The 19388-nt window shown below is 71.7% G+C and carries 15 protein-coding genes; 10 read left to right on the top strand and 5 right to left on the bottom strand.

Annotated elements, in window-relative coordinates; translation table 11 throughout:
- Positions 1 to 98: 98 nt before the first annotated feature.
- Positions 99 to 620: a 6,7-dimethyl-8-ribityllumazine synthase gene (locus IPG72_00655; GenBank protein MBK6767554.1), complete on the top strand. Its 522-nt coding sequence runs from the start codon at positions 99 to 101 to the stop codon at positions 618 to 620.
- A 68-nt stretch (positions 621 to 688) separates the two neighbouring features.
- Here IPG72_00655 and IPG72_00650 read toward each other — a convergent pair whose 3' ends face one another.
- Positions 689 to 1765 (bottom strand): hypothetical protein, encoded by a 1077-nt coding sequence (locus tag IPG72_00650; protein ID MBK6767553.1) that lies wholly within the window; start codon positions 1763 to 1765, stop codon positions 689 to 691.
- A gap of 187 nt (positions 1766 to 1952) precedes the next feature.
- Here IPG72_00650 and dnaX point away from each other — a divergent pair, with 187 nt between their 5' ends.
- From dnaX to IPG72_00630, 4 genes are all read left to right on the top strand, one after another.
- On the top strand, positions 1953 to 3692 hold the full coding sequence (dnaX, locus tag IPG72_00645) for a DNA polymerase III subunit gamma/tau (GenBank protein MBK6767552.1): 1740 nt from the start codon (positions 1953 to 1955) through the stop codon (positions 3690 to 3692).
- A gap of 105 nt (positions 3693 to 3797) precedes the next feature.
- Positions 3798 to 4142: a YbaB/EbfC family nucleoid-associated protein gene (locus IPG72_00640; GenBank protein MBK6767551.1), complete on the top strand. Its 345-nt coding sequence runs from the start codon at positions 3798 to 3800 to the stop codon at positions 4140 to 4142.
- A gap of 1 nt (position 4143) precedes the next feature.
- Complete coding sequence (gene recR / locus IPG72_00635) at positions 4144 to 4755, top strand: recombination protein RecR (GenBank protein ID MBK6767550.1); 612 nt, start codon at positions 4144 to 4146, stop codon at positions 4753 to 4755.
- Positions 4756 to 4902: 147 nt separating this feature from the next.
- The gene (locus IPG72_00630; GenBank protein MBK6767549.1) at positions 4903 to 6453 is read left to right on the top strand and encodes an SH3 domain-containing protein; all 1551 of its coding nucleotides are present in this window, start codon (positions 4903 to 4905) and stop codon (positions 6451 to 6453) included.
- A 109-nt stretch (positions 6454 to 6562) separates the two neighbouring features.
- Here IPG72_00630 and IPG72_00625 read toward each other — a convergent pair whose 3' ends face one another.
- From IPG72_00625 to glmS, 4 genes are all read right to left on the bottom strand, one after another.
- A complete protein-coding gene (locus tag IPG72_00625; protein ID MBK6767548.1) occupies positions 6563 to 9388 on the bottom strand; it encodes a VWA domain-containing protein in 2826 nt (941 codons plus the stop codon).
- Complete coding sequence (locus tag IPG72_00620) at positions 9385 to 12783, bottom strand: VWA domain-containing protein (GenBank protein MBK6767547.1); 3399 nt, start codon at positions 12781 to 12783, stop codon at positions 9385 to 9387. The genes IPG72_00625 and IPG72_00620 overlap by 4 nt, the downstream gene beginning before the upstream one ends.
- A 193-nt stretch (positions 12784 to 12976) precedes the next feature.
- Positions 12977 to 14275 (bottom strand): glycosyltransferase, encoded by a 1299-nt coding sequence (locus IPG72_00615; protein ID MBK6767546.1) that lies wholly within the window; start codon positions 14273 to 14275, stop codon positions 12977 to 12979.
- Between the two features lie 72 nt (positions 14276 to 14347).
- Positions 14348 to 16261: a glutamine--fructose-6-phosphate transaminase (isomerizing) gene (glmS, locus tag IPG72_00610; GenBank protein MBK6767545.1), complete on the bottom strand. Its 1914-nt coding sequence runs from the start codon at positions 16259 to 16261 to the stop codon at positions 14348 to 14350.
- A gap of 588 nt (positions 16262 to 16849) precedes the next feature.
- Between glmS and IPG72_00605 the strand changes: the two genes are divergently transcribed.
- The 5 genes from IPG72_00605 (at position 16850) to IPG72_00585 (ending at position 19282) form a co-directional block, all read left to right on the top strand.
- On the top strand, positions 16850 to 17077 hold the full coding sequence (locus IPG72_00605; GenBank protein MBK6767544.1) for an AbrB/MazE/SpoVT family DNA-binding domain-containing protein: 228 nt from the start codon (positions 16850 to 16852) through the stop codon (positions 17075 to 17077).
- 45 nt (positions 17078 to 17122) lie between these two features.
- The gene (locus IPG72_00600) at positions 17123 to 17479 is read left to right on the top strand and encodes a type II toxin-antitoxin system death-on-curing family toxin (GenBank protein MBK6767543.1); all 357 of its coding nucleotides are present in this window, start codon (positions 17123 to 17125) and stop codon (positions 17477 to 17479) included.
- Between the two features lie 23 nt (positions 17480 to 17502).
- Positions 17503 to 17964, top strand: a complete 462-nt coding sequence (locus IPG72_00595; GenBank protein MBK6767542.1) for an NUDIX domain-containing protein — start codon at positions 17503 to 17505, stop codon at positions 17962 to 17964.
- 338 nt (positions 17965 to 18302) lie between these two features.
- Entirely contained in the window at positions 18303 to 18509 is a 207-nt protein-coding gene (locus IPG72_00590; GenBank protein ID MBK6767541.1) for a DUF2283 domain-containing protein, read from the top strand.
- Between the two features lie 53 nt (positions 18510 to 18562).
- A complete protein-coding gene (locus IPG72_00585; protein MBK6767540.1) occupies positions 18563 to 19282 on the top strand; it encodes a metallophosphoesterase family protein in 720 nt (239 codons plus the stop codon).
- The last annotated feature ends 106 nt before the right edge of the window (positions 19283 to 19388 follow it).

Below are 19388 nucleotides of genomic sequence, written 5' to 3'. Positions count from 1 at the left end.
CTCACGCTCGTCGAAACCATCCGCTCCTCCGTCGCCCCTGCCGGCATCGCCGCCCCGCCGGCGCTGGCGATCGTGCGCCACCCGTCGTGAGCGTCGATCTGGGCGCGGCGCGTGCGGCCGACGGCGACAAGGCGGTCGTCCGTGCCGCCGCGAACACGGTCGACGTCCCCCCCGACGGCACGGGCCTCAGGATCGCGCTCGTCGTCGCACGGTTCAACGAGCTGATCACGCGCGAGCTGCTGCGCGGGGCGGAGGCCGCGTTGCTCCGCGCGGGCGTCGCCGCCGCCGACACCACGACGGTCTGGGTCCCCGGCGCCTGGGAGCTTCCCGTCGCGGCCTTGTGGCTGGCCGAGAGCGGGCGCTGCGACGCCGTCGTGTGCATCGGCGCCGTGATCCGCGGCGACACGGATCACTACACGCACATCGCTACCGCGGCGACGAACGGTGCGGCCCACGTCGCGCTCGCCACGGGCGTGCCGGTGGCCAACGCGATCCTCACGGTGGACACGGCCGAGCAGGCGCTCGCGCGGTGCGGGATCAAGCACGGGAACAAGGGGGGGGAGGCGGCGCTGGCGGCCGTCGAGATGGTGGGGGTGCGGCGCGTCGTGGGAGGGTCGTAATACCAGTCCGACGCATTGCAGCCGTGTGATGATGCCCCCTGTAGGGGCACCCACAAGGGGTGGTGCCCCTACAGGGGGTTGTCGTCGTGCGTCGCGGGGCGATCCAAGGCCCTCGCCTCTGCGTCGCCGTCCTGATCCTTCCGCCCGCGGACCCGATCGACGACGGATTCGGCCAGCCCGCGCGCGCCGGCCGTCGCCTCCGTCAGGAGCGCGCGGACCTCGCTGCCCTCGATGCGGCGCCCCTCGAGCGCCCACCGCTCGACGACGAGGCCGATCACGCGCGTGCCGCCATAGGCCACGGCCACCTTGGGGACGATGCCGACGACCGGGATGAGCCCGACGAGCTCCCGGGCGATCTGGCGCATCAACAGCCCGCCGCCGAGCACGCTGACGATCTCGCCGATCACATCGCGTGGCTGACCGTTCTTGCCGGCGGCGAGGGCGATTTTGTAGGCCATGATCAGCTGGTTCTTCGTCAGCACGATGACGTCGGCGGCGTTCAGCGGCAGGTTGAGGATCGGCACCCACTCGGCCAGGCCCGTCGTCGCGGCATACATCGCGTTCGCGCGCGCCGTCGGGTCGATAAGGGAGGCGATGACGTTGCGGCGCAGCGCCGGCAGCTGGCGGGCCAGGGCGACGCGGGCACCGTCGTCGGCCGGGAGGCGCTCGAAAAGGGCGGGCGCCAACTGGGCGACCAGCTCATCCCCCGGCAATCCCGCCGGCAGCACGACGCGGGCGGTCTCGCCCGGCCGCGGCGTCGCGGCGCCGACGAGGTCGACGGCATCATCGTTCTGCACGACGCTCAGAGACGGGATGCGCAGCGCCCGCAGCCGCGAAAGCGCGGCGCGCGCGTTGGTGTCGGGGTCGACGCCGTCGTTGAGGACGAGGGCCACCGTGAACCCGTCATTCGGTCCGGGCGCCGAAAGCCCGTCCGGCGCCGCGAGCGGCAGCGGCACGACGCGCACCCAGGGGTGGATGCCGTGCTTGCCCGGCGCGGCCGACAGGGCCTCGGCCAGCCGCGTCGCCGCGCCGACCTCGCCCAAAATGTGCAGCGTGAACGGCTGGTCCGCCTCGCGCTTGATCTCGCGCAGGTTCACCTCGCGCAACAGGTTGAACACGACCATACCGCTGCCCAGCGCGCCCATCGACTGCTCCTCTGACAAAGGACGGCGTCGCCCGCCCTGTCGACAACGCGGAAGCCGCGTCGGCGGGCGAAGTATACGCGGGCGGCCGGCGGGCCGTTGCGTGCGGCTTCGCGCGGGTCGAATGGCACCGGCCGCCACTCGCGAACGGTTGTTCGCCCTCGCCCTCGCTGCTACACTCGACCCCCCTATGGCTGAAGCTCTCTACCGCCGCTGGCGGCCGAAGACGTTCGACGACGTCGTCGGGCAGGACCACATCACCGGCACGCTGCGCAACGCGCTGGCTGCCGGGCGGCTGGCGCATGCCTATCTGTTCACCGGCGTCCGCGGCACCGGCAAGACCACCGTCGCGCGCCTGCTGGCCAAGGCCGTCAACTGCACGGGCGACGACCCCGGGGGCCCGCCGTGCAATGCCTGCCCGACGTGCCTGAGCATCGGCGAGGGCCGCTCGCTCGACCTCATCGAGATCGATGCGGCGTCGAACACCGGCGTCGACGATGTGCGTGACCTGCGCGACAAGATCGGCTACAGCCCGGCCGAGGCGCGCTACAAGGTCTACATCATCGACGAGGTCCACATGCTCTCGACGGCAGCGTTCAACGCGCTCCTCAAGACGCTGGAGGAGCCGCCGCCGCATGCCTTGTTCATCCTGGCCACCACCGAAGCGCACAAGGTCCCCGAGACGATCCAGTCGCGCTGCCAGCGCCACGACTTCCGACGCGTCGCGCCCGCGCTGGTGGCGGGCAAGCTGACGCGCATCTGCGCGGCGGAAGGGCTCACCGCCGAACCGGCCGCGCTGGACCTGCTGGCCCGCTACGCCACCGGCAGCCTCCGCGATGCCGAGAGCCTGCTCGACCAGGTCAGTGCCGCCGACGGCGCCGTGACGGTCGCCAGCGTGCACGCCGCGCTCGGCACGCCGGACGCGGCGGCCGTGGCCGCCATCGTCGCCGCGCTGGCCGACCGCGACGCGGCCGCCGGCCTGCGGGCGATCAACGCCTGCCTGGACGAAGGCACGGACGCGCGTCAGCTTCAAGCGAGCATCCTCGATGCGCTGCGCCGGCTGCTGCTCATCCAGACCGGCATCTCCGACACGCTGATCGACGCCGATCCCGAGGACCTGCCGGCGCTCCGCGGCTTGGCGGAACGGATCCCGACGCCGCTGCTCGTCGGTGCGATGCACCGCTTCGGCGACGCCCGCCCGTCCGCCGAGCACCACCAGCCGGCGCTGGCCATGGAGCTGGCGCTCGTCGAGTCGCTGCTCTCCTCGGCGTCGGCAGCCACCGCAACACCCCAGCCCGCGGCGCAAGGCGCGGTGGGACAACCATCGTCGTCGACCGCCGCGCCGCAGCGGCCGGCATCTCACGCGACCGCGCCACCGTCGTCCCCGTCGCCGGTGTCGTCCCCTGTCGCCGAATCGCCTGCTGCCACCGGATCGCCTGCTGCCACCGGATCACCCGCTGCCGCCGGATCGCCCCCGCCATCGACCGCCCGCGAGGCCCAGCCGGCCGACGCGCCGAGCCCGGGTCCGCTCACCCCCTCCGGCGACGCTTCGACCCTCGCCACGCTGCGCGACCGCTGGTCGGCGATCGTCGACTCCGTGGCGCGGGCGGACCGGAACACGGCCGCGCTGCTGAAGGACTGTCGGCCGGTGGATGCCGACGAGACATCGATCACGCTCGGCTTCTTCTACGAGTTCCACTGCCGCCGCGCCGCCGAGCCCGCCCGCCGCGCCGCCATCGCCACCGCGGTCGGTGCGTCGATCGGCGGGACGCGCGAGGTGCGCTGCACGGTCGTGCCCGCGGGCGAGGCCGACGCGGCGCGACCGCGAACGAAGGCCGACCACGCCAAGAACGACCCTGTCGTCCGCCACGCGATCGACGCGCTCGGCGCGCGCGTGGCGGGCATGAAGCCCGAATCCGAAGACCCGTAACCGCGTACGGCGGCCACGATCGCCGCCCACCACCCATCGTCCCGTAGGGGCGGGTCCCCGTGCCCGCCCTCCACTCCACCCAAGGAGCCCCCAATGCCCCGAGGCATGCCCCCCCCCGCCATGAACCCCCGCGGCGGCCAGAGCCAGAACATGATGCGCCAGATCCAGGAAATGCAGGAGCGCATGCTCCTCGAACAGCAGGCGCTCGGTGCCGCCACGGTCGAAGTGTCCGTCGGCGGCGGCGCCGTGACCGTGGTCATGAACGGGCACCAGAAGGTGCAGGAGATCCAACTCGATCCCCAGCTGCTCGATCCGGGCGAGGTCGACATGCTGCGCGACCTGCTGATCACGGCGATGAACCAGGCCGTCGAGCGTTCACAAGCGCTGGCGCACGCCCGGATGAGCGACGTGACAAAGGGCCTGCAGCTGCCGCCGGGGCTGGGGTTCTAGCTTGAGCAGCGCGCTCCCGCGCCCGGTCGCCCGCCTCATCGACGCGTTCGCGCGCCTGCCGGGCATCGGCCCCAAGACCGCGTCGCGTCTGGCGTTCCATCTGCTGCGGATGCCGGACGACCACGCGCTGCAGCTGTCCGAGGCCCTCCGCGCCCTCAAGGAGAGCGTCGTCCACTGTCAACGCTGCTACAACATCGCCGAGACGAGCCCGTGCGAGGTATGCGCCGATCCGTCCCGCGACAGCGGAACGGTCTGTGTCGTCGAGGAGCCGCTCGACGTGATCGCGCTCGAGCGGACCGGTGAGTACAAGGGCCTCTACCACGTGCTGCACGGCGCCATTTCGCCCGTCGACGGCATCGGCCCGACGGACCTGCGGATCGACGAGCTCGTCCGCCGGATGGCTGTCGAGCCGATCCGCGAGATCATCCTGGCCACGAATCCATCCCTCGAGGGCGATGCGACGGCCATGTTCATCGAGCGCGCCCTGCGCGCGAACGGCGTCGAAGTGCGCCTGACGCGTCTCGCCCGCGGCCTGCCGGTCGGCGGCGACATCGAGTATGCCGACGAGGTGACGCTGGGTCGGGCGATGACGGGGCGGAGCGAGGTTCGATAGCGGGAATCCATCGGGCGCGGCGGTCGGTGCGTTCGCGTCGCTCCTACACCATCCGTCCGGTTGCCCTTATAATCGCGCGGTTGGCGCGGCCCGTGGTCGAGCCCAGCAAAGATCCGCCCCCCGGTCGCCTATCCAAGGAGTTGCGCCATGGCGCGTCACCCATTGCGAGCCGCGCTGTTCATGACCTGCGTGGCCGTCACACTGGCCGCGTGCGGCAAGAAGTCGCCGGACGACCTCGGCACGCCGACGGCAGCGGCGCCCGTCGCCGCCGGCCCGTCGCTGGCCGCCGTCGCGCCCAAGGTCGAGTACAAGGTCAGCGAGACGGACCCGGCCACCGAGATCGCCGCCGGCGAGTCGGTGACGGTCACGCCGGGCGCGAACATCCTCATCGGCGAGAACGGCCACGGCGCCCTCGCCTGGCCCGACTTCCTGACGAACGACCTGTACAGCGGCACGGATTCGCTGATCAGCCTGAGCGTGCCTGAGCGCCGCCAGGCATTCCTGGACCAAGCGTCCGGCACCGCGCGCTACCAGGTGTCCGGCGACGAGGCCGCCGAGGTGAAGGTCCGGGCGAACTGGATCGAGGTCAAGGTCGCCAGCGGCCCCGCAGACTTCGTGATCAGCTACATCCCCGGCGCCGACCCAACCGCGTGGGTCGTCATGTTGGACGGCACGGCAACGGTCGATCCCGTCCGGGCGGAGGGCGGCGGCGCATCCGCCACCACCGCCACCACGGTCACGCTTCGAACGGGCGAGGCGGCGGCATACACGGCCACGGCCTTCACCGCCGAGGGTGCGTTGCCCAAACCGCTCGGCATCGACCCCACCCAGGTCAAGGCCTGGCTGGAGCGATTGGGCACCGGCAGCGCCAAGACTTCGATCGCCGGTGTCGCCTTCCGCTGCGAGGTCAAGGGTGACGACGTCGGCCTGCGCGACAGGCCGTCCGAGGACGCCGAGGCAGGCGAGGCGATCCCGGCCGGCACCGTCGTCGTCGTCACCGAGCGCGACGACACCGCCAGCTGGCTCAAGGTGCGCCTGCTGGACGGCACCGAAGAGGGCTGGCTCCCGGTGGACGCGTTGACGTGCCTCGCCCCGCCGGCGGACGCACCTGTCGCGAGCGAAGAGGGCGTCGCGACGCCGACCCAGCGCCCCCTCCCGACGCGCAATCCGTTCGTCGTGCCGATCACCACGCCGCTCCCCACCCCGACCTACCTTGGTACACCATCCCCGACGCCCACCGTCGCCCTGAACATCAAGTTCAGCGCCGACAAGACCCGCATCACGGCCGGCGAGTGCGTGAACTTCAGCTGGGAAGTCGAGAACATCGACGCCGTATACTTCAACGGCAAGGCAGCCACCGGCAAGGGCTCCTCCAAGGAGTGCCCGCCGACCTCGGCCACCTACACGCTGCGCGTCATCCTGCGCGGCGGCGCCGAAGAGAAGCGCTCGATCGAGATCAAGGTCGTGGCCAAGGATGCAACGTCCACGCAGGCCGTCCCACCGACGAAGACGAACCCGCCTCCGCCGGCGACGAACACGCCTGTGCCACCGCCGGCGACGGAGACGGACGAGCCGCCGACCAGCGTGCCGCCCGCTCCGGCGACGAGCACACCCGTTCCCGCAACACCCGTCCCCGCAACGCCCGAGCCGGCAACACCCGAGCCGGCGACACCCGAGCCCCAGCCCACAACGCCGTAGCACAACGGCGCGCACCGTCCGACGCCGTACGCCGTTGAGTTGCGGTGTCGGACGGTGCGCTTTTCGGGGCGGGGGACACGGCGGCGGGCGTGGCGCGATTCGGTGCGCGTCACCGACAGCCGACGTCGCCGGCGATCTCCCGATAGACCGTTCCCAACTCCCCTGCTGACGGCGCGAAGCGGTACAGGGAAGGGTCCGTCGCCACCTTGGCCAGCAGCTCTCCTGCCGCGTCGTTGCCCAGGCCCACGGCGAACACCGCCACACCGCTTGCCCGCGCTCGCGCAGCCGTCGCCAGGACTTCGGTCTCCGATCCGCCGTCCGGACGGCCGTCCGTCAGCAGCACCACGATCTGGCGCACACCCGGCCTCACCGTCGCCTCGAGCAGTCCAAGCGCCGTCCCGACCCCGAGATCGATCCGCGTACCGACGCCTGTCGTCAGGTCCGACAGGCTGGACCGCAAGCGCGCCCGGCTCGCGCTGAGCGGCTGGACGACGCGGGCGGCGCTGTCGAACGTCACCACCGCCGCCTGATCGCGCGGCAGGTTGATCAGGTCGATGAAGCTCCGTCCCGCCTCCGTCGCCGCCGCCAGCTTGTCGCCGGCCATGGACGACGACGTGTCGATCGCCAGGACGACGTGCACCACCGGGCGGCGCGCCGGATCGCAGTAGAAGCGCTCGGCGATCGGAAGGAACAGTTGAACGCGCGGGTTTGGCGCCGTCGCCGTCGCGGGCCGCCCTGTCGCCGAGGCCGTCGGCCATGCGACAATCGTGGCGCTGGCCGTCGCGGTCGTCGGCGCGATGGTTGGCGTGGTCGTATCCGTCGGCAGCAGCGTGGGCACTTCGGTCGCGCCGTCCGTCGGCGTGGGTTCGACCCCCGGCGTGGCCCTCGGGCCGCACACCGACCGCCAGGACAGGCGCACCGGCTGCGACGCGTACCGCGCCCCGTCCGCCAGCGCGTGCAGCGTCAGGTGGTACGTGCCGTCCGGCGTCAGGGGCGGCGGTGCGACCGTGACGTCGAACGTCCTTGCGATCCCTTCCGGCGGCACCGCCACGTCGAGATACTCCGGCGGCGACCACATCACCCACGGCGCCAGGACGACCGGCTCGACATCGCCCGCCAACCGCCGCACCTGCCGTCCCGTGGAGCCGACCAGCGCCGTCAACGCCGCGGGCAACTCGCTGGCGGCGCCGACCTCCACCGCACCGCCCCCCGGCGCCGTGCGCAGCGCCCAATCGCGCCAGTACGCCGTCAGCCGATCCGGCCGCCCGCGCACCCCCGCCGGGGCCGTGCCCGTCACGCCGACGACGAGCGTGATCCCGGCGTCCGCCAAGTCCAGCAGCACCGACTGCCAATCCAGATCATCCGCCGAGTACGGCGCCATGTCCGGACCGCTGTCCCGCCAGCGCGCCGGCGATCCGGGCGCCCAGATCCCCGGCACGAACCCGCCGACGACACCCGCGTTCAGATCCTCGTCCCGCGGCACCGAATCCCCGAACAGGGCGATCACCTTCCTCGCCCCCGCCCGCCAGCCCATCCGCGGATCGTCGATCACCCCGCGCAGGGCAGCCGCGTACGCCTCCGGCTCGTCCCCACCCCCACCCGCCCAGAGCTCCCCCGCCGCCGCCGCCAGGTCCGCCGGCTCCGTCGACAGCGCTCCGCGCAGCCGCCAGGGCCAGTCCGTCGCCTGCCCGGCCGCGCCGTACGGGACATCGCGCACGTCGACGACCGCCACCGCGACATCGGGCGCCAAGTCCTCCAGGCGCGCCGCCAGCTCGATCGCCCGCGCCTTGGCGGTGGACACGACGGCTTCCATGCTGCCCGTCGTGTCGAACACCAGCACCACGTCCGTCCGCGGCGCAACAGGCGGTAGTTCGACCGCCAGCGCCAACCGTGCCGGCTCGCCCGGGCAGGCCGCGACGTCGACGACGTCGCGGAGCGTGGCCGGCGTCGACGTCGGCGGCGGCGAACCCGCCGTCACGGTCGCCCCGGCCCCCTTGGGCGCGAAGATCGCCACGCGCCGGTTGCCCCGGTCCGAGACCCAGACCCGCCCGTCCGGCCCAACCGCCATGTCGCTCGCCATCCGCAGCTGGCCGGCGCCGCGGCCAAAGCCGCCGAAGCGGGCGATCGGCGTCCCTCTCCGATCGAGCACGAAGATTGTGTCGTCCGCCAGCAGAGCCAGCACGGCATCGTCGGCCCCGCGCGCCACGGCAACGGGCCGATCGGGCAGCGGCCAGCGGGCCACCGGGTTGCCGTCGCCGTCGAAGAACGCCAGGCGCCGGTTGCCGAAGTCGGCCACCACACGGCGGCCGTCGCCCAGAACGTCGACGTCGAGCGGCGCCAGGAAGCTGCCGGGTCCCGTGCCGGCCGTGCCGAGTCGCTGCCGCAGCACGCCGGTTCCCGCCTCGTAGCCCAGCAGCCGCGCGTTCGCGACGTCCACTCCGGATATCCGATCGCCCGCCGCCGCCAGCCCGCGCGCTGCCGGCCCGAAGTCGGGATGGCCGTCCCCGGCCGGACGATCGAACCACACGCCGCCGGCCGCATCGTACCCGACCAGCCGATCGGCGGTGCCCACGACGAGAGCGCCGTTGGCCAACGGCGCGACGGCCAGCGGCAGCAGCTCGCGCCCCTGGCTGTCGCGCGGCACGCGGCCGATGATGAGGGCGCCGGCCGCGTCGAAGAAGCGCAGCGACTGGAAGGCGGCCGGGTGGGCCACGATGGGGGCGACGGCGATGACGGCGCTGCCGTCCGGAGCGACGGCGAGCGCGACGGGCTCGCCGTCGGGGATCGGGATCTCGGAGGCGAACGTGAAGTCGCCGGGACCGAGCTGGAGCTCGGCCCGCCCAGGGGAGGTCGGCGCAAGGCCGACGGTGGCGCAGAGCGACAGCGCCGCCGCCACAGGAAGAGCGATCCAACCTCGACCGGCCACGCCGCTCATCGACACGGCAGCTCCGCCGCGACCCGTCGGTAGATCTGCTCGAGGTCGGACGGATTGGGGGCGTGGAAGTAGTGGCGGCTGCTCGTCGCGACGGCGATCAGGAAGGCGGCATCGGCGTCGCCGAGCCCGATGGCGAAGACCGTCGCACCCGTCCGCCGGACGTCCGCCGCGGTGCGCAGCGCGGCGTCGCGCGTCCCGGACGTCGGCTGGCCGTCCGACATGAAGATGAGCACGCGCTGGCTGCCGTTGCGGGCGCGAAGGCGAAGCTCGTCGGCGCCCTTGGCCAGACCGAGATCGACGCGCGTGCCGGCAGTGGTCGTCATCTCGTCGAGCGCCGTCTTGACGAGCACGGCGTTGGCCGTCAACGGCTGGGCGAGCCGCGCCTGGCCGTCGAACGTCACCAGCGCCGAGCGGTCACGGCGACGGTCGAGCAGATCGACGAACTGCCGGCCGGCCGCCTTGGCCGCCGCCAACTTGTCGCCCGCCATCGACGATGACGTGTCGATGACGAGGACGATCTCGGCGCCGAGGCGTGCGTCATCCGGCTGGCAGTGATTCCGTTGCGTGATCGGCAGGTAGACCTCGGACGGCCCGGTGACCCTCGGCGTCGGCGTCGGCGTCGGAGCGGGCAGGACCTCGACCTCGGGCACCGGGAACTCGAACGTGAAACGCCGGCCGTCCGCGGTGTAGCTGGCCGTGGCAAGCGTGTTCGTCGGGATGCGGCCGACGCGGCCCGGCGTCACCCGCATGCTCACGGTGGCCTTGCCGCTCGGCAACGCGCCGAGCGTCCAGACGACGTCCGTCCCGATCAGCGTCCCGCCGCGCGTCGCCGAGCCCGGGACGAACGTCACGTCGGGGCCGAGGCCGTCGACGATCCGCACGTCGGTGGCGGCGACGCCGCCGACGGTCTGCGAAAGCTCGGCGTAGATGGACGCCAGCTGATCGGGCCGCGGCGCGGCGAAGTAGCGGCTCGAGGCGCCGGCGACGGTGACCAGGAGGTCGGTCTCGATCGTGTCGCCCAGGCCGATCGCGTAGACGAGCGCGCCGTGCGCCTTGGCGCGGGCCGCCTCGATGACCGTGTCCACATAGGGCTGGCCGATCCGGCTCGGCTTGCCGTCCGTCATCAGGATCAGCACCGGCCGTGCGCCCGGCCTGGCCGCCTCCAGGACGTGATCCGTCGCCCGGCGCAGGGCGGTGGCGATGTCCGTGTTGCCGGTGTGCTGGATGTCGGCGACGGCGGCACGGACGGCGGCACGGTCGTGGGTCAGCGGCTGGTCGAGCGAGATGAGGTCGGAGAACGAGACGAGGCCGACACGGTTCGTCGTCAGGTCGAGGCTTGGCGAGGCGACGAAGCTGTCGGCCGCGGCCTTGGCGGCAGCCAGCTTCACCCCGGCCATCGAGTTCGAGCGATCGATGATCAGCATGATCTCGCTGGCCGGCGCCGTGCCGCCGCGGCACTGGATGTCGAGGAGGAGGTTGATCGTCACCGGCCGGCCGAGGACGACCTGCGCCGGCGCGGCCGTCTTGTCGCCCGTGACGGTGCACGGCGGGTCGGGGGTCGGCGTCGGCGTCGGCTGTGTGCCGGGACCCGGCTCGAAGACGAGCACCGCCCGCGAGGTGCTGTCCAGGACGTACAGTCGGCCGTTCGGGCCGGCGGCGAGGTCGGACGGCACACCCCGGGGGTAGGTCGCGACCGCCTCGATGGGCCAGGCGGCCAGCGGTTGGCCGTCGGACGCCCAAGCGGCGACCGTGCCGTCGAAGCGCAGCGTGAAGACGGTGCCGTCCGGCCCGACGCTGATCCGGTGCGGGCCGCCGCCGCCGGTCGGCCAGCTGGCGAGGACCTGTCCCGTGGTCGGGTCGAGAACACGAACGTCGCCCTGCTCACCGCCGGCGGCGTACAAACGGCCGTCCGGACCGCGGTCGATGTCGAGCGGCCAGGCGTAGCCGCTCTGGGTCGGGGTGAAGCGGCCGAGCGGCTCCCTGCCGCTCGGATCGTATGCCAACACCGTGCCCGACAGCGCCGACGTGGCGTAGACGCGGTCGTTCGAGGCGGCGAGGCCGAAGCCGTTCAGGCAATCGCACGTCCAACGCCAGCTCTCCCGCCCGGTGACGGGGTCGATCCGGGTGGCGTACGAGACGCTGCTGATCCCGAGCAACAGCCCGCCGTCCGGTGTCGTGGCCACCTCGTCGGCGCCGAGGCTGGGCAGTGCGCGTTCGAAGCCGCCGTCATGGCGAAAGATCCTTACGATGCCCAGGTCGCGCTCGGCGACGACGAGCTGCCCGTCGGGCAGCGTGTCGAGGGCGATCGGATCGAGGGCCGTCGGTGCGGCCAGCGGGTCAAGCAGCGTCGCGGCGGTCAGGACGGGCAAGCCCGCGCCGGTGGCATACAGTCGCAACCCCTGCGTCGGGCGGCCGGGATCGCCGGTCGGGCCGGAGGCGAGGGCCAGGCGGCCGCCGGTGTTCAGGGCCAGGCGCTCGGCCGGCGCGAAGCGGGCGGTTTCGGGCAGCATGTCGCTCGTGATCGCGTCCGTCTGCGCCAGCGCGCTGTCGAGGACCTTGATCTCATCGCGGTCGCCCGAAGGGCCGTTCAGCAGGACGTAGACGGCGCCGGTGTCCGGGTGGACCGCGACGTCGCGGATGCCCTTGAACGCATGGCGGTCGATGAAGGCGCCGGTGCTCGCGAAGACCGAAAGGCGCCCGAGCGGCTCCGTGCGATCATCGCTTGGCGCGCCGGCGGTATCGGCGACGAGGATCCGGCCGTCGGAGGTCACGGCCAGCTCGTTCGGCCCGGCCAGCTGGTCGGCCGCGCCGCCGGCCCCGCCAAAGCCGCTCAACCACGTGCCGTCCCATGTGAAGCGCTCGACACGCCGGGAGCCATCGGACAGCACGAGGACATCGCCGTTCGGGGCGAGGGCGACGGCGTGCGGGACGAAGGCTTGGAAGTCGGCGGCGGCCATCCACTGCGCCACGGGTTCGCCGGTGAGCGTGAACACGGAGAGACGCCGGTTCGCGCGGTCGGCCACGTAGACGCGGTCGCGCGCGGCGTTCACCGCCACGTCGCGCGGCTGGTTCAACTCCGCCGGCCCGTTGCCGAACCGGCCGAACGCACGTTCCACCCGGCCATCCGCACCGACGACGGCGATCCGGTGGTGGCCGCTGTCGGCGACGTAGAACAGGCCGCCCGGCGCGGCGGCGACCCCGCCTGGGAGATAGAGGCTGCCGGTATCGAAGGCGGCCATGCGCGTCTCGACGAGCGACCACTGGCGCAGCGGCTGCGCGCGGGCGGTATCGGCATCGGGTTGAGAAGGCGTTCGCAGCGTCAGCAGCAGGGCGGCTATTAAGGCGCCCGCCATGCAGGTCCGCAGCCGGTGGGGGGGCAGGAACGGCACGGGCATGTCTCACCTATCGCGTTGGCGGTCGGTCGACGGGCGCACGGGCGGTGCGCGCCGGATATCCCGGCAGCGGGGGGTCGTCGGCCGGTGGGGGGGAGGGATTGGGCGCCAAGCTTAGCGCCGTGGGCGGGGCATCGCCAGCCCTGGGCGGTCCAATCGGCCTCCGCGGGGTTAGACGCGGAAGGGGGGGTCTGGGTTATGGGGGATGCGTTGGAATGGAACGCGTCGTGGGCTGAAACGACATCGCTTGGTCGTACGCACGCTCCAGAGACATGGCCCGCGTCGACCAGACGTATGCCTCGGAAACCCGCGTCCGTGCCCCGTCACCGAGGCGTGCGTGAAGCGATCCATCGCGCAACAGGGCCACGACGGCCTCGGCCATCGCGCCGTCGTCGCCCGCGGCGACGACGCGCCCGCTCACGCCGTCGACGATCACCTCGCGCAGCTCTCCGACGGCGTCGGCGACGATCGGGAGACCGGCGCTCATCAGCTCGAGGAGCTTGAACGGCGATTTCGTGCGGTTGACGAGGGTGTCATCGAAGGGGTAGAGGGCGATGTCAGCCTCGGCGAACGTCGCGGCGGCGGCCTGCGGGTCGAGCCAGCCGCGCATCTCGACGGCATCGGCCAGACCGCGACGCGCCGCCAGTTCCGCGAAGCGTCGCTCCTCGCCGAACAAGCCCGTGCCGGCGACGATCAGTCGCGTGTCCGGCACGGCAGCGCGGACGCGGGCGAGAACGTCGAGCGGGCGGTCGAGGGCGAACTCGAAGAAGCGGGTGTAGAGGAGGAGCGTGGGCGGGCGAGGCGATGTGGATCGTCCGTGGTTCGCCGACGTCGCGGCGACGGGGTCGCCGCCGTCGATTCCCAGACTGTCGTCCATCGCGTTCGGCAGGTACATCACCCGCGCCGGCGGCACGCCCATCGCCCACGCCAATCCCTCGAGCGCCCGGCTGGCGACGGTCACGTGATCGGCATGGGTCAGTCCCCAGCGCTCCTGCCACGCGAAGACGGCGCGCTGGGCGCGGCTGTAGCGTTCGAGGTCGTTCCAGCCGCCGGCGCCCTCCCAGTCGTCCGTGTCGACGATCAGGCGGAAGGGGCGGGCGGCATCGCGACGCGACGGGCTTAGCGGCCACAATCGCAGCATTCGTGATTGCCGCCCGAGCCACAACATCGTCGCCGCCAGGCCGCTGTAGGCCTTGGGCTTGAAGGCGTGAACGATGTCGGGTTCGAGCGCGAGGGCCATGCGGGCCATGCGGGCCGCGACGATGGCGTGGCCGACGATCGGTATGCGCAGGCCGGCCAGCGCGACGTGGACGATCCGCACGCCCGGGACGTCGTCGTCCCAGGCGCGGTCGGCCTCGGCGGGTGTGTGCCACGGCGGCAGGAGGAGCGTGACGGCGTGGCCGCGCGCAGCGAGCGCCCGGGCGGCGGGCAGGGCGCGGCGGCGGATCGTCATCTTGGGGCCGAGACCGAAGGGGCCCAGCATGACGATTCGCAGCCCGCGGCCCGGGTGCTCAGCGTTCATCGCGAATCGCCTAGCGCCGGCCGGTCATCGCGTCGTCGATCCCGTTCATTCCACCGTCACGCTCTTGGCCAGGTTGCGCGGCTGATCGACGTCGCAGCCGCGGGCGACGGCGGCGTGGTAGCTGAGGAGTTGAACGGCGATGACGTCGACGAGGGGGGACAGCTCCTCGCGGACGGTCGGCACGGTGAGGAGGTGGTCGGCGACGGCGGCCGAGGCGGCGTCGCCCGGGGCGGCGAGGACGATCGTGCGGGCGCCGCGGGCGCGGACCTCCTCGATGTTCGAGAGGATCTTCTCGTGGACGGGGCTGGGTGTGGCGATGGCCAGGACCGGGATGGCGGGGTCGAGCATCGCGATCGGGCCGTGCTTCAGCTCGCCGGCGGGGTAGCCCTCGGCGTGGATGTAGCTGATCTCCTTGAGCTTCAGCGCGCCTTCGAGCGCGATGGGGTAGCCGAAGCCGCGGCCGATGAAGAACATCGACCGGACGTCCGTGATGTCGAGCGCGTCGACGAGGGCCTCGACGGCGGGCTCGACGGCGAGGGCGGCGCGGATCGCGTCCGGGATCGCGACGAGGTCGCGGAGGATCGAGGACCCCTCGTCGCCGTCGAGCGCACCGCGCTTCGTCGCCAGCGCGACGCTGACGAGCGTGAGGAGCGCGAGCTGGGCGGTGAACGTCTTCGTGGCGACGACGCCGATCTCCGGGCCGACCTGGAGGAACAGCGTGGCGTCGACGAGCCGCGTCACCGAGCTGCCGACGATGTTGCACAGCGCCAGCGTCGGCGCGCCGGCGGCCTTGGCGCGGCGCAGCGCGGCCAGCGTGTCGGCCGTCTCGCCGCTCTGCGTGATGCCGATCACGAGCGTGTCGGGGCCGACGAGGGCGTCGCCGTAGCGGTACTCGCTCGCGATGGCGACGTCCGTCGGCAGCTTGGCCCAGCGCTCGAGCAGGCGCGCGCCGACGAGGCCGGCGTAGGCCGATGTGCCGCAGGCGACGATCGTCACCCTTCGAATCGCGTCGAGGTCGAGCGCGTCGAGCTCGGGCAGGACGACGCGGCCGCCCGCGATCCGCCCGCGTAGCGTATCGGCGAGCGCGCGCGGTTGCTCGTCGATCTCCTTGCGCACGAAGTGGCGGTAGCCGCCGCGCTCGGCGGCCTCGACGCTCCAGTCGATGATCATCGGCGCGCGTTCGACGGGCGTCCCGTCGAGCGTCGACAGCCGGACGCCGTCGGCCGTCAATTCGACGAACTCGCCGTCCTCGACGATCAGGATGCGGCGGGTGTAGGGCAGCAGGGCCGGGATGTCGCTGGCCAGGAAGTTCTCGCCGTCGCCGAGCCCGACGACGAGCGGGCTGAACTTGCGCGCGGCGACGATCAGGCCGGGGGCGTCGGGCGACAGGGCGGCGATGGCGTAGGCGCCCTCGACTTGGGCGAGGGCGGTGCGGACGGCGGAGGCGAAGCGGGCGCGTCGCGTGTCGACGTCGCCCGATATCCATCCATCGACCGATCCATGCGACTCATGCGACCCATGTGACCCATTCGCCGTCGGCGAGGCTGCCGCTTCCGCGATCAGGTGCGCCAACACCTCGGTGTCCGTTTCGGAGGCGAAGGCGTGCCCCTCGCCGACGAGGCGGGCCTTCACGACGGCGTGGTTCTCGAAGATGCCGTTGTGGATCACGGCGATCCGCCCGTCGGCCGCGGTGTGCGGGTGGGCGTTGGGCGTGGTCGGCGCGCCGTGGGTGGCCCAGCGGGTGTGGCCGATGCCGTGGTGGCCGCCGGGGGCGTCGAGGGCGAGGATGTCGCGCAGGGCCGACAGCTTGCCGGCGGCCTTGCGGACGGCAAGCTGGCTGGTGTCGTCGATGATCGCGACGCCCGCCGAGTCGTAGCCGCGGTACTCGAGGCGGGACAGGCCGTCGAGGAGGATCGGCAGGGCATCGCGCCCGCCGACGTAGCCGACGATTCCGCACATGGGGACTCTCCTGATTCGTTTCAACGTCGGGGGCACTGCCGGCCGCGTTGTCCCGCCGGTCACCCGGTGGTTTTGGCGGCGGCTTGTTGGGTTCAGGAGAGCAGACCTTGGGCTGTGCCGGCCCAGGAGGCATCCACCGATCTGTCGAATGTTCCCCGTTCTCGGCCGCTTGCGACGACGATTCGTCGCCCGTTGCCGCGGGTTAGCCCGGCGCGTCCGGGAACCTCCACCTCGTCGACTCTGCCCGCCCCGGCGTCGGCCGCTACCCGCCGCGGGGTGCCCGTCGCACGGCGGGCGCCTCGTCGATCGTCGTCGAACGGCGGCGCACTGGGTGCGGTGCGGGCGATGGGGGAGTCCTGGTGCTTGGCTGCTCGGGGTCGGTCGGCGCGGGACCGGGGGCGGGGTGGGTGGCGCGGCTTGGGCCTTTCGAGGGAGGGTCGGCAGGAATGGGCGCGAACGTGTGCCATCGAGCGTCACGGGGTCACGATGGGAACGGCGGCACTATAGCGCAGAGGGTGGGCGGGGGGTCAAGCCGCCCATGTAGCACCATTGTGCTACACTCGGAGCTTCTCATCATGGAGGATGCGCATGGTACGGGAGATCACGTTGCGGCAGGCTGGCGGGTCGGTTACGGCCACGCTTCCCAAGGACATGGCGGATCGACTTCACGTTAAGCCTGGAGACACCATCTTCGCGATCGAGACGGATGGAGGCGTCCTCCTCACTCCATACGACCCTGCGTTCAGCGACGCAATCAAGGCGTTCGATCACGTTCGGCGGCAATACAGGAACACGTTGAAGCGCCTTGCGGAGTAGCCCGTGAGCGAACCCCGATGGTTGTCGCGTAGGCTCGTGGACGTGATGCATGAGGAAATGCTTCGCGAGCATGGCGGCTCACCCGGTGTTCGCGCTGGCGGCGATGACTTGATCGAGTCCGCGCTCATGCGCCCGCAACAACGTCTCGCGTACGAACCGGACTCCGATCTTCCGGCCCTGGCCGCCTCTTACTTGTTTGGCCTCGCCATGAATCACGGCTATGTCGACGGAAACAAGCGGGTGGCTTTCGCCGCGGCGGCGACGTTTCTCGTCTGGAACGGTCTGCAGCTCACGGCGTCGGAACCGGATGCGTATGACATCGTCATCGGGATGATCGATGGACAATACTCCGAAGGCGCCATCGCCGACTGGTTCCGGTTGAACTCGGAGTCGCGGAGTTGATCATCCGCAAGGCCGTCGTCTACATCACCCGCCTCGACGGCCCGGCGGCGACGCCCCAGTTGCTCGTCTTCGACCATGTCGATCACCCGGCCGCCGGCACCCAGGTGCCCGCCGGGACGGTCGACGACGGCGAGGCCGTGGCGGCCGCCGCGCTGCGTGAGGCGTACGAAGAGACCGGGCTGGAGGGCATTCGGCTCGTCGCCGCGCTGGGCATCGAGGACGTGGACCTGCGGCCCTACGGCGTCGAGGCGACGGCGCGGCGACACTTCTTCCACGCGGTTGTCGATGCAGGCGATGGGGTCGATGCGGTCGATGCGGTCGACGGCGCCCGTCGCGAACGCTGGCGCCATGTCGAGGCGCATCGCTCGGACGGCGGGCCGCCGGTGGCGTTCGAACTGTATTGGGTGCCGCTCGCCGCACCGCCGGCGTTGGCGGGCGAGCTCGGGGCGCGGTTGCCGCTCGTTCGAGCGTGGTTCGGGCTCTGATCACCATTGGATTCGCCAGCCGCCTTGGCTCGGCTTCGGCGAGCGCGTACCATGCTCGTCGTGGACTTGTGCTTGCTCACCCCGCTACAGATGGAGTTGCCGCCGATGCATGGGCGAGCCTTGACCAAGTACGTGATGGCCCCATCAACCCCGGACGCATGATCCTCCTTCACGACTTCCAGGGCCTGGCTATCCGCTTCACGGATGAGCGACGCGCCCATATTCTCGACCACCCCGAGATGGTGTCGATGGAAGCGGCCATCGAGGAAGACCCTCGAACATGATGCGTTTGTCCTAACCGCCTATCTGACCGACCGGGTCAAGCAAGGAGTGCCGATATGGCCCTCGCCAAACGAAAAGTGAAGATCTGGTATGACGCGGAGGGTGACTTCCTTGAGGTGATCTTCGATAACAGGCCAGGGTTCTTTCGGGAGACAACGAATGATCAGGTGATGGAGAAGGTTGACGAGGAGGGCAATGTGCTCGGCTTTTCCGTGTTACGTGTCAGCGCCGTGAAGCAGGCACCGCTAGACGTTGCGTTGTAGCATCTTTGGGCGCTCGCCCATCGCACGACACTTTGCATGAACGTCAGAACACCATGCGCCTAGCCATCCTCACCGACGCCCACGCCAACCTCCCCGCCCTCCGCGCCGCCCTCGCCGCCGTCGACCGCTTTGCCCCCGACCTCACCGTCCACACCGGCGACGCGATCGGCACCGGCCCCTACCCGCGCGAGTGCCTCGAGCTCCTCCTCGCCCGCCCCGCCACGCGCTGCCTGATGGGCAACCACGACGCCTGGTACGCCTTCGGCCTGCCCGACCCGCGGCCGGACTGGATGAGCGTCGGCGAGCGGGCGCACCAAGTCTGGACGCACGCCCAGCTGGGCGACGAGCTGCGCGGCGTCGTCGCCGCCTGGCCGTACAACCTGCGGCTCGAGACGCCGGCCGGCGCGATCGAACTCCTGCACTTCCCGCTCCGGCCGAACGACGAGTTCCTCTCGGCTCGATTTGCGCCGCGGACGGGCGAGGAGGCCGACGCGTTGTTCGGGGGCGGGGCGTGGATGACGTTCTACGGGCACGATCACACCGCCGCCGACCTGACGGGCGCCGCGACGCGCTACGTGAACCCAGGTTCGGTCGGCTGCGCGCCGACACCGGTGGCGCGGGTCGCATTCCTGGACGTCCGGGCCGCCGACGATTGGGAACTATCGATCGCTTCGGAACCCTACGACCCGACCGACCTTCTGCGCGCGTTCGACGACCGCGAGGTTCCCGAGCGCGACTTCATTCGGCAGGTGTTCATGCCCTTCAGCGCGTGATCAGAAACGGCGAGGCACGATGGCGATTGACGTCCGAACCGCGCACGTAGTGCCACATCCACTCGCCGTCATCCGCCGCCAGGCGAGCACGCGGGAGCTGGCGACG

The organism is Candidatus Avedoeria danica, from assembly GCA_016703025.1.
In the GTDB taxonomy this organism is placed as follows: domain Bacteria; phylum Chloroflexota; class Anaerolineae; order Epilineales; family Epilineaceae; genus Avedoeria; species Avedoeria danica.
Note: the sequence above shows the minus strand (reverse complement) of the source record. Positions and strands in the feature narration are given on the sequence as shown.

Bases quoted from the DNA above. Each gene is read 5' to 3' on its own strand.
- IPG72_00650 (MBK6767553.1), bottom strand. From the start codon at position 1,765: ATGGGCGCGCTGGGCAGCGGTATGGTCGTGTTCAACCTGTTGCGCGAG.
- dnaX (MBK6767552.1), top strand. From the start codon at position 1,953: ATGGCTGAAGCTCTCTACCGCCGCTGGCGGCCGAAGACGTTCGACGAC.
- IPG72_00640 (MBK6767551.1), top strand. From the start codon at position 3,798: ATGCCCCCCCCCGCCATGAACCCCCGCGGCGGCCAGAGCCAGAACATG.
- IPG72_00630 (MBK6767549.1), top strand. From the start codon at position 4,903: ATGGCGCGTCACCCATTGCGAGCCGCGCTGTTCATGACCTGCGTGGCC.
- IPG72_00625 (MBK6767548.1), bottom strand. From the start codon at position 9,388: ATGAGCGGCGTGGCCGGTCGAGGTTGGATCGCTCTTCCTGTGGCGGCG.
- IPG72_00620 (MBK6767547.1), bottom strand. From the start codon at position 12,783: ATGCCCGTGCCGTTCCTGCCCCCCCACCGGCTGCGGACCTGCATGGCG.
- glmS (MBK6767545.1), bottom strand. From the start codon at position 16,261: ATGTGCGGAATCGTCGGCTACGTCGGCGGGCGCGATGCCCTGCCGATC.
- IPG72_00605 (MBK6767544.1), top strand. From the start codon at position 16,850: ATGGTACGGGAGATCACGTTGCGGCAGGCTGGCGGGTCGGTTACGGCC.
- IPG72_00600 (MBK6767543.1), top strand. From the start codon at position 17,123: ATGCATGAGGAAATGCTTCGCGAGCATGGCGGCTCACCCGGTGTTCGC.
- IPG72_00590 (MBK6767541.1), top strand. From the start codon at position 18,303: ATGGCCCTCGCCAAACGAAAAGTGAAGATCTGGTATGACGCGGAGGGT.
- IPG72_00585 (MBK6767540.1), top strand. From the start codon at position 18,563: ATGCGCCTAGCCATCCTCACCGACGCCCACGCCAACCTCCCCGCCCTC.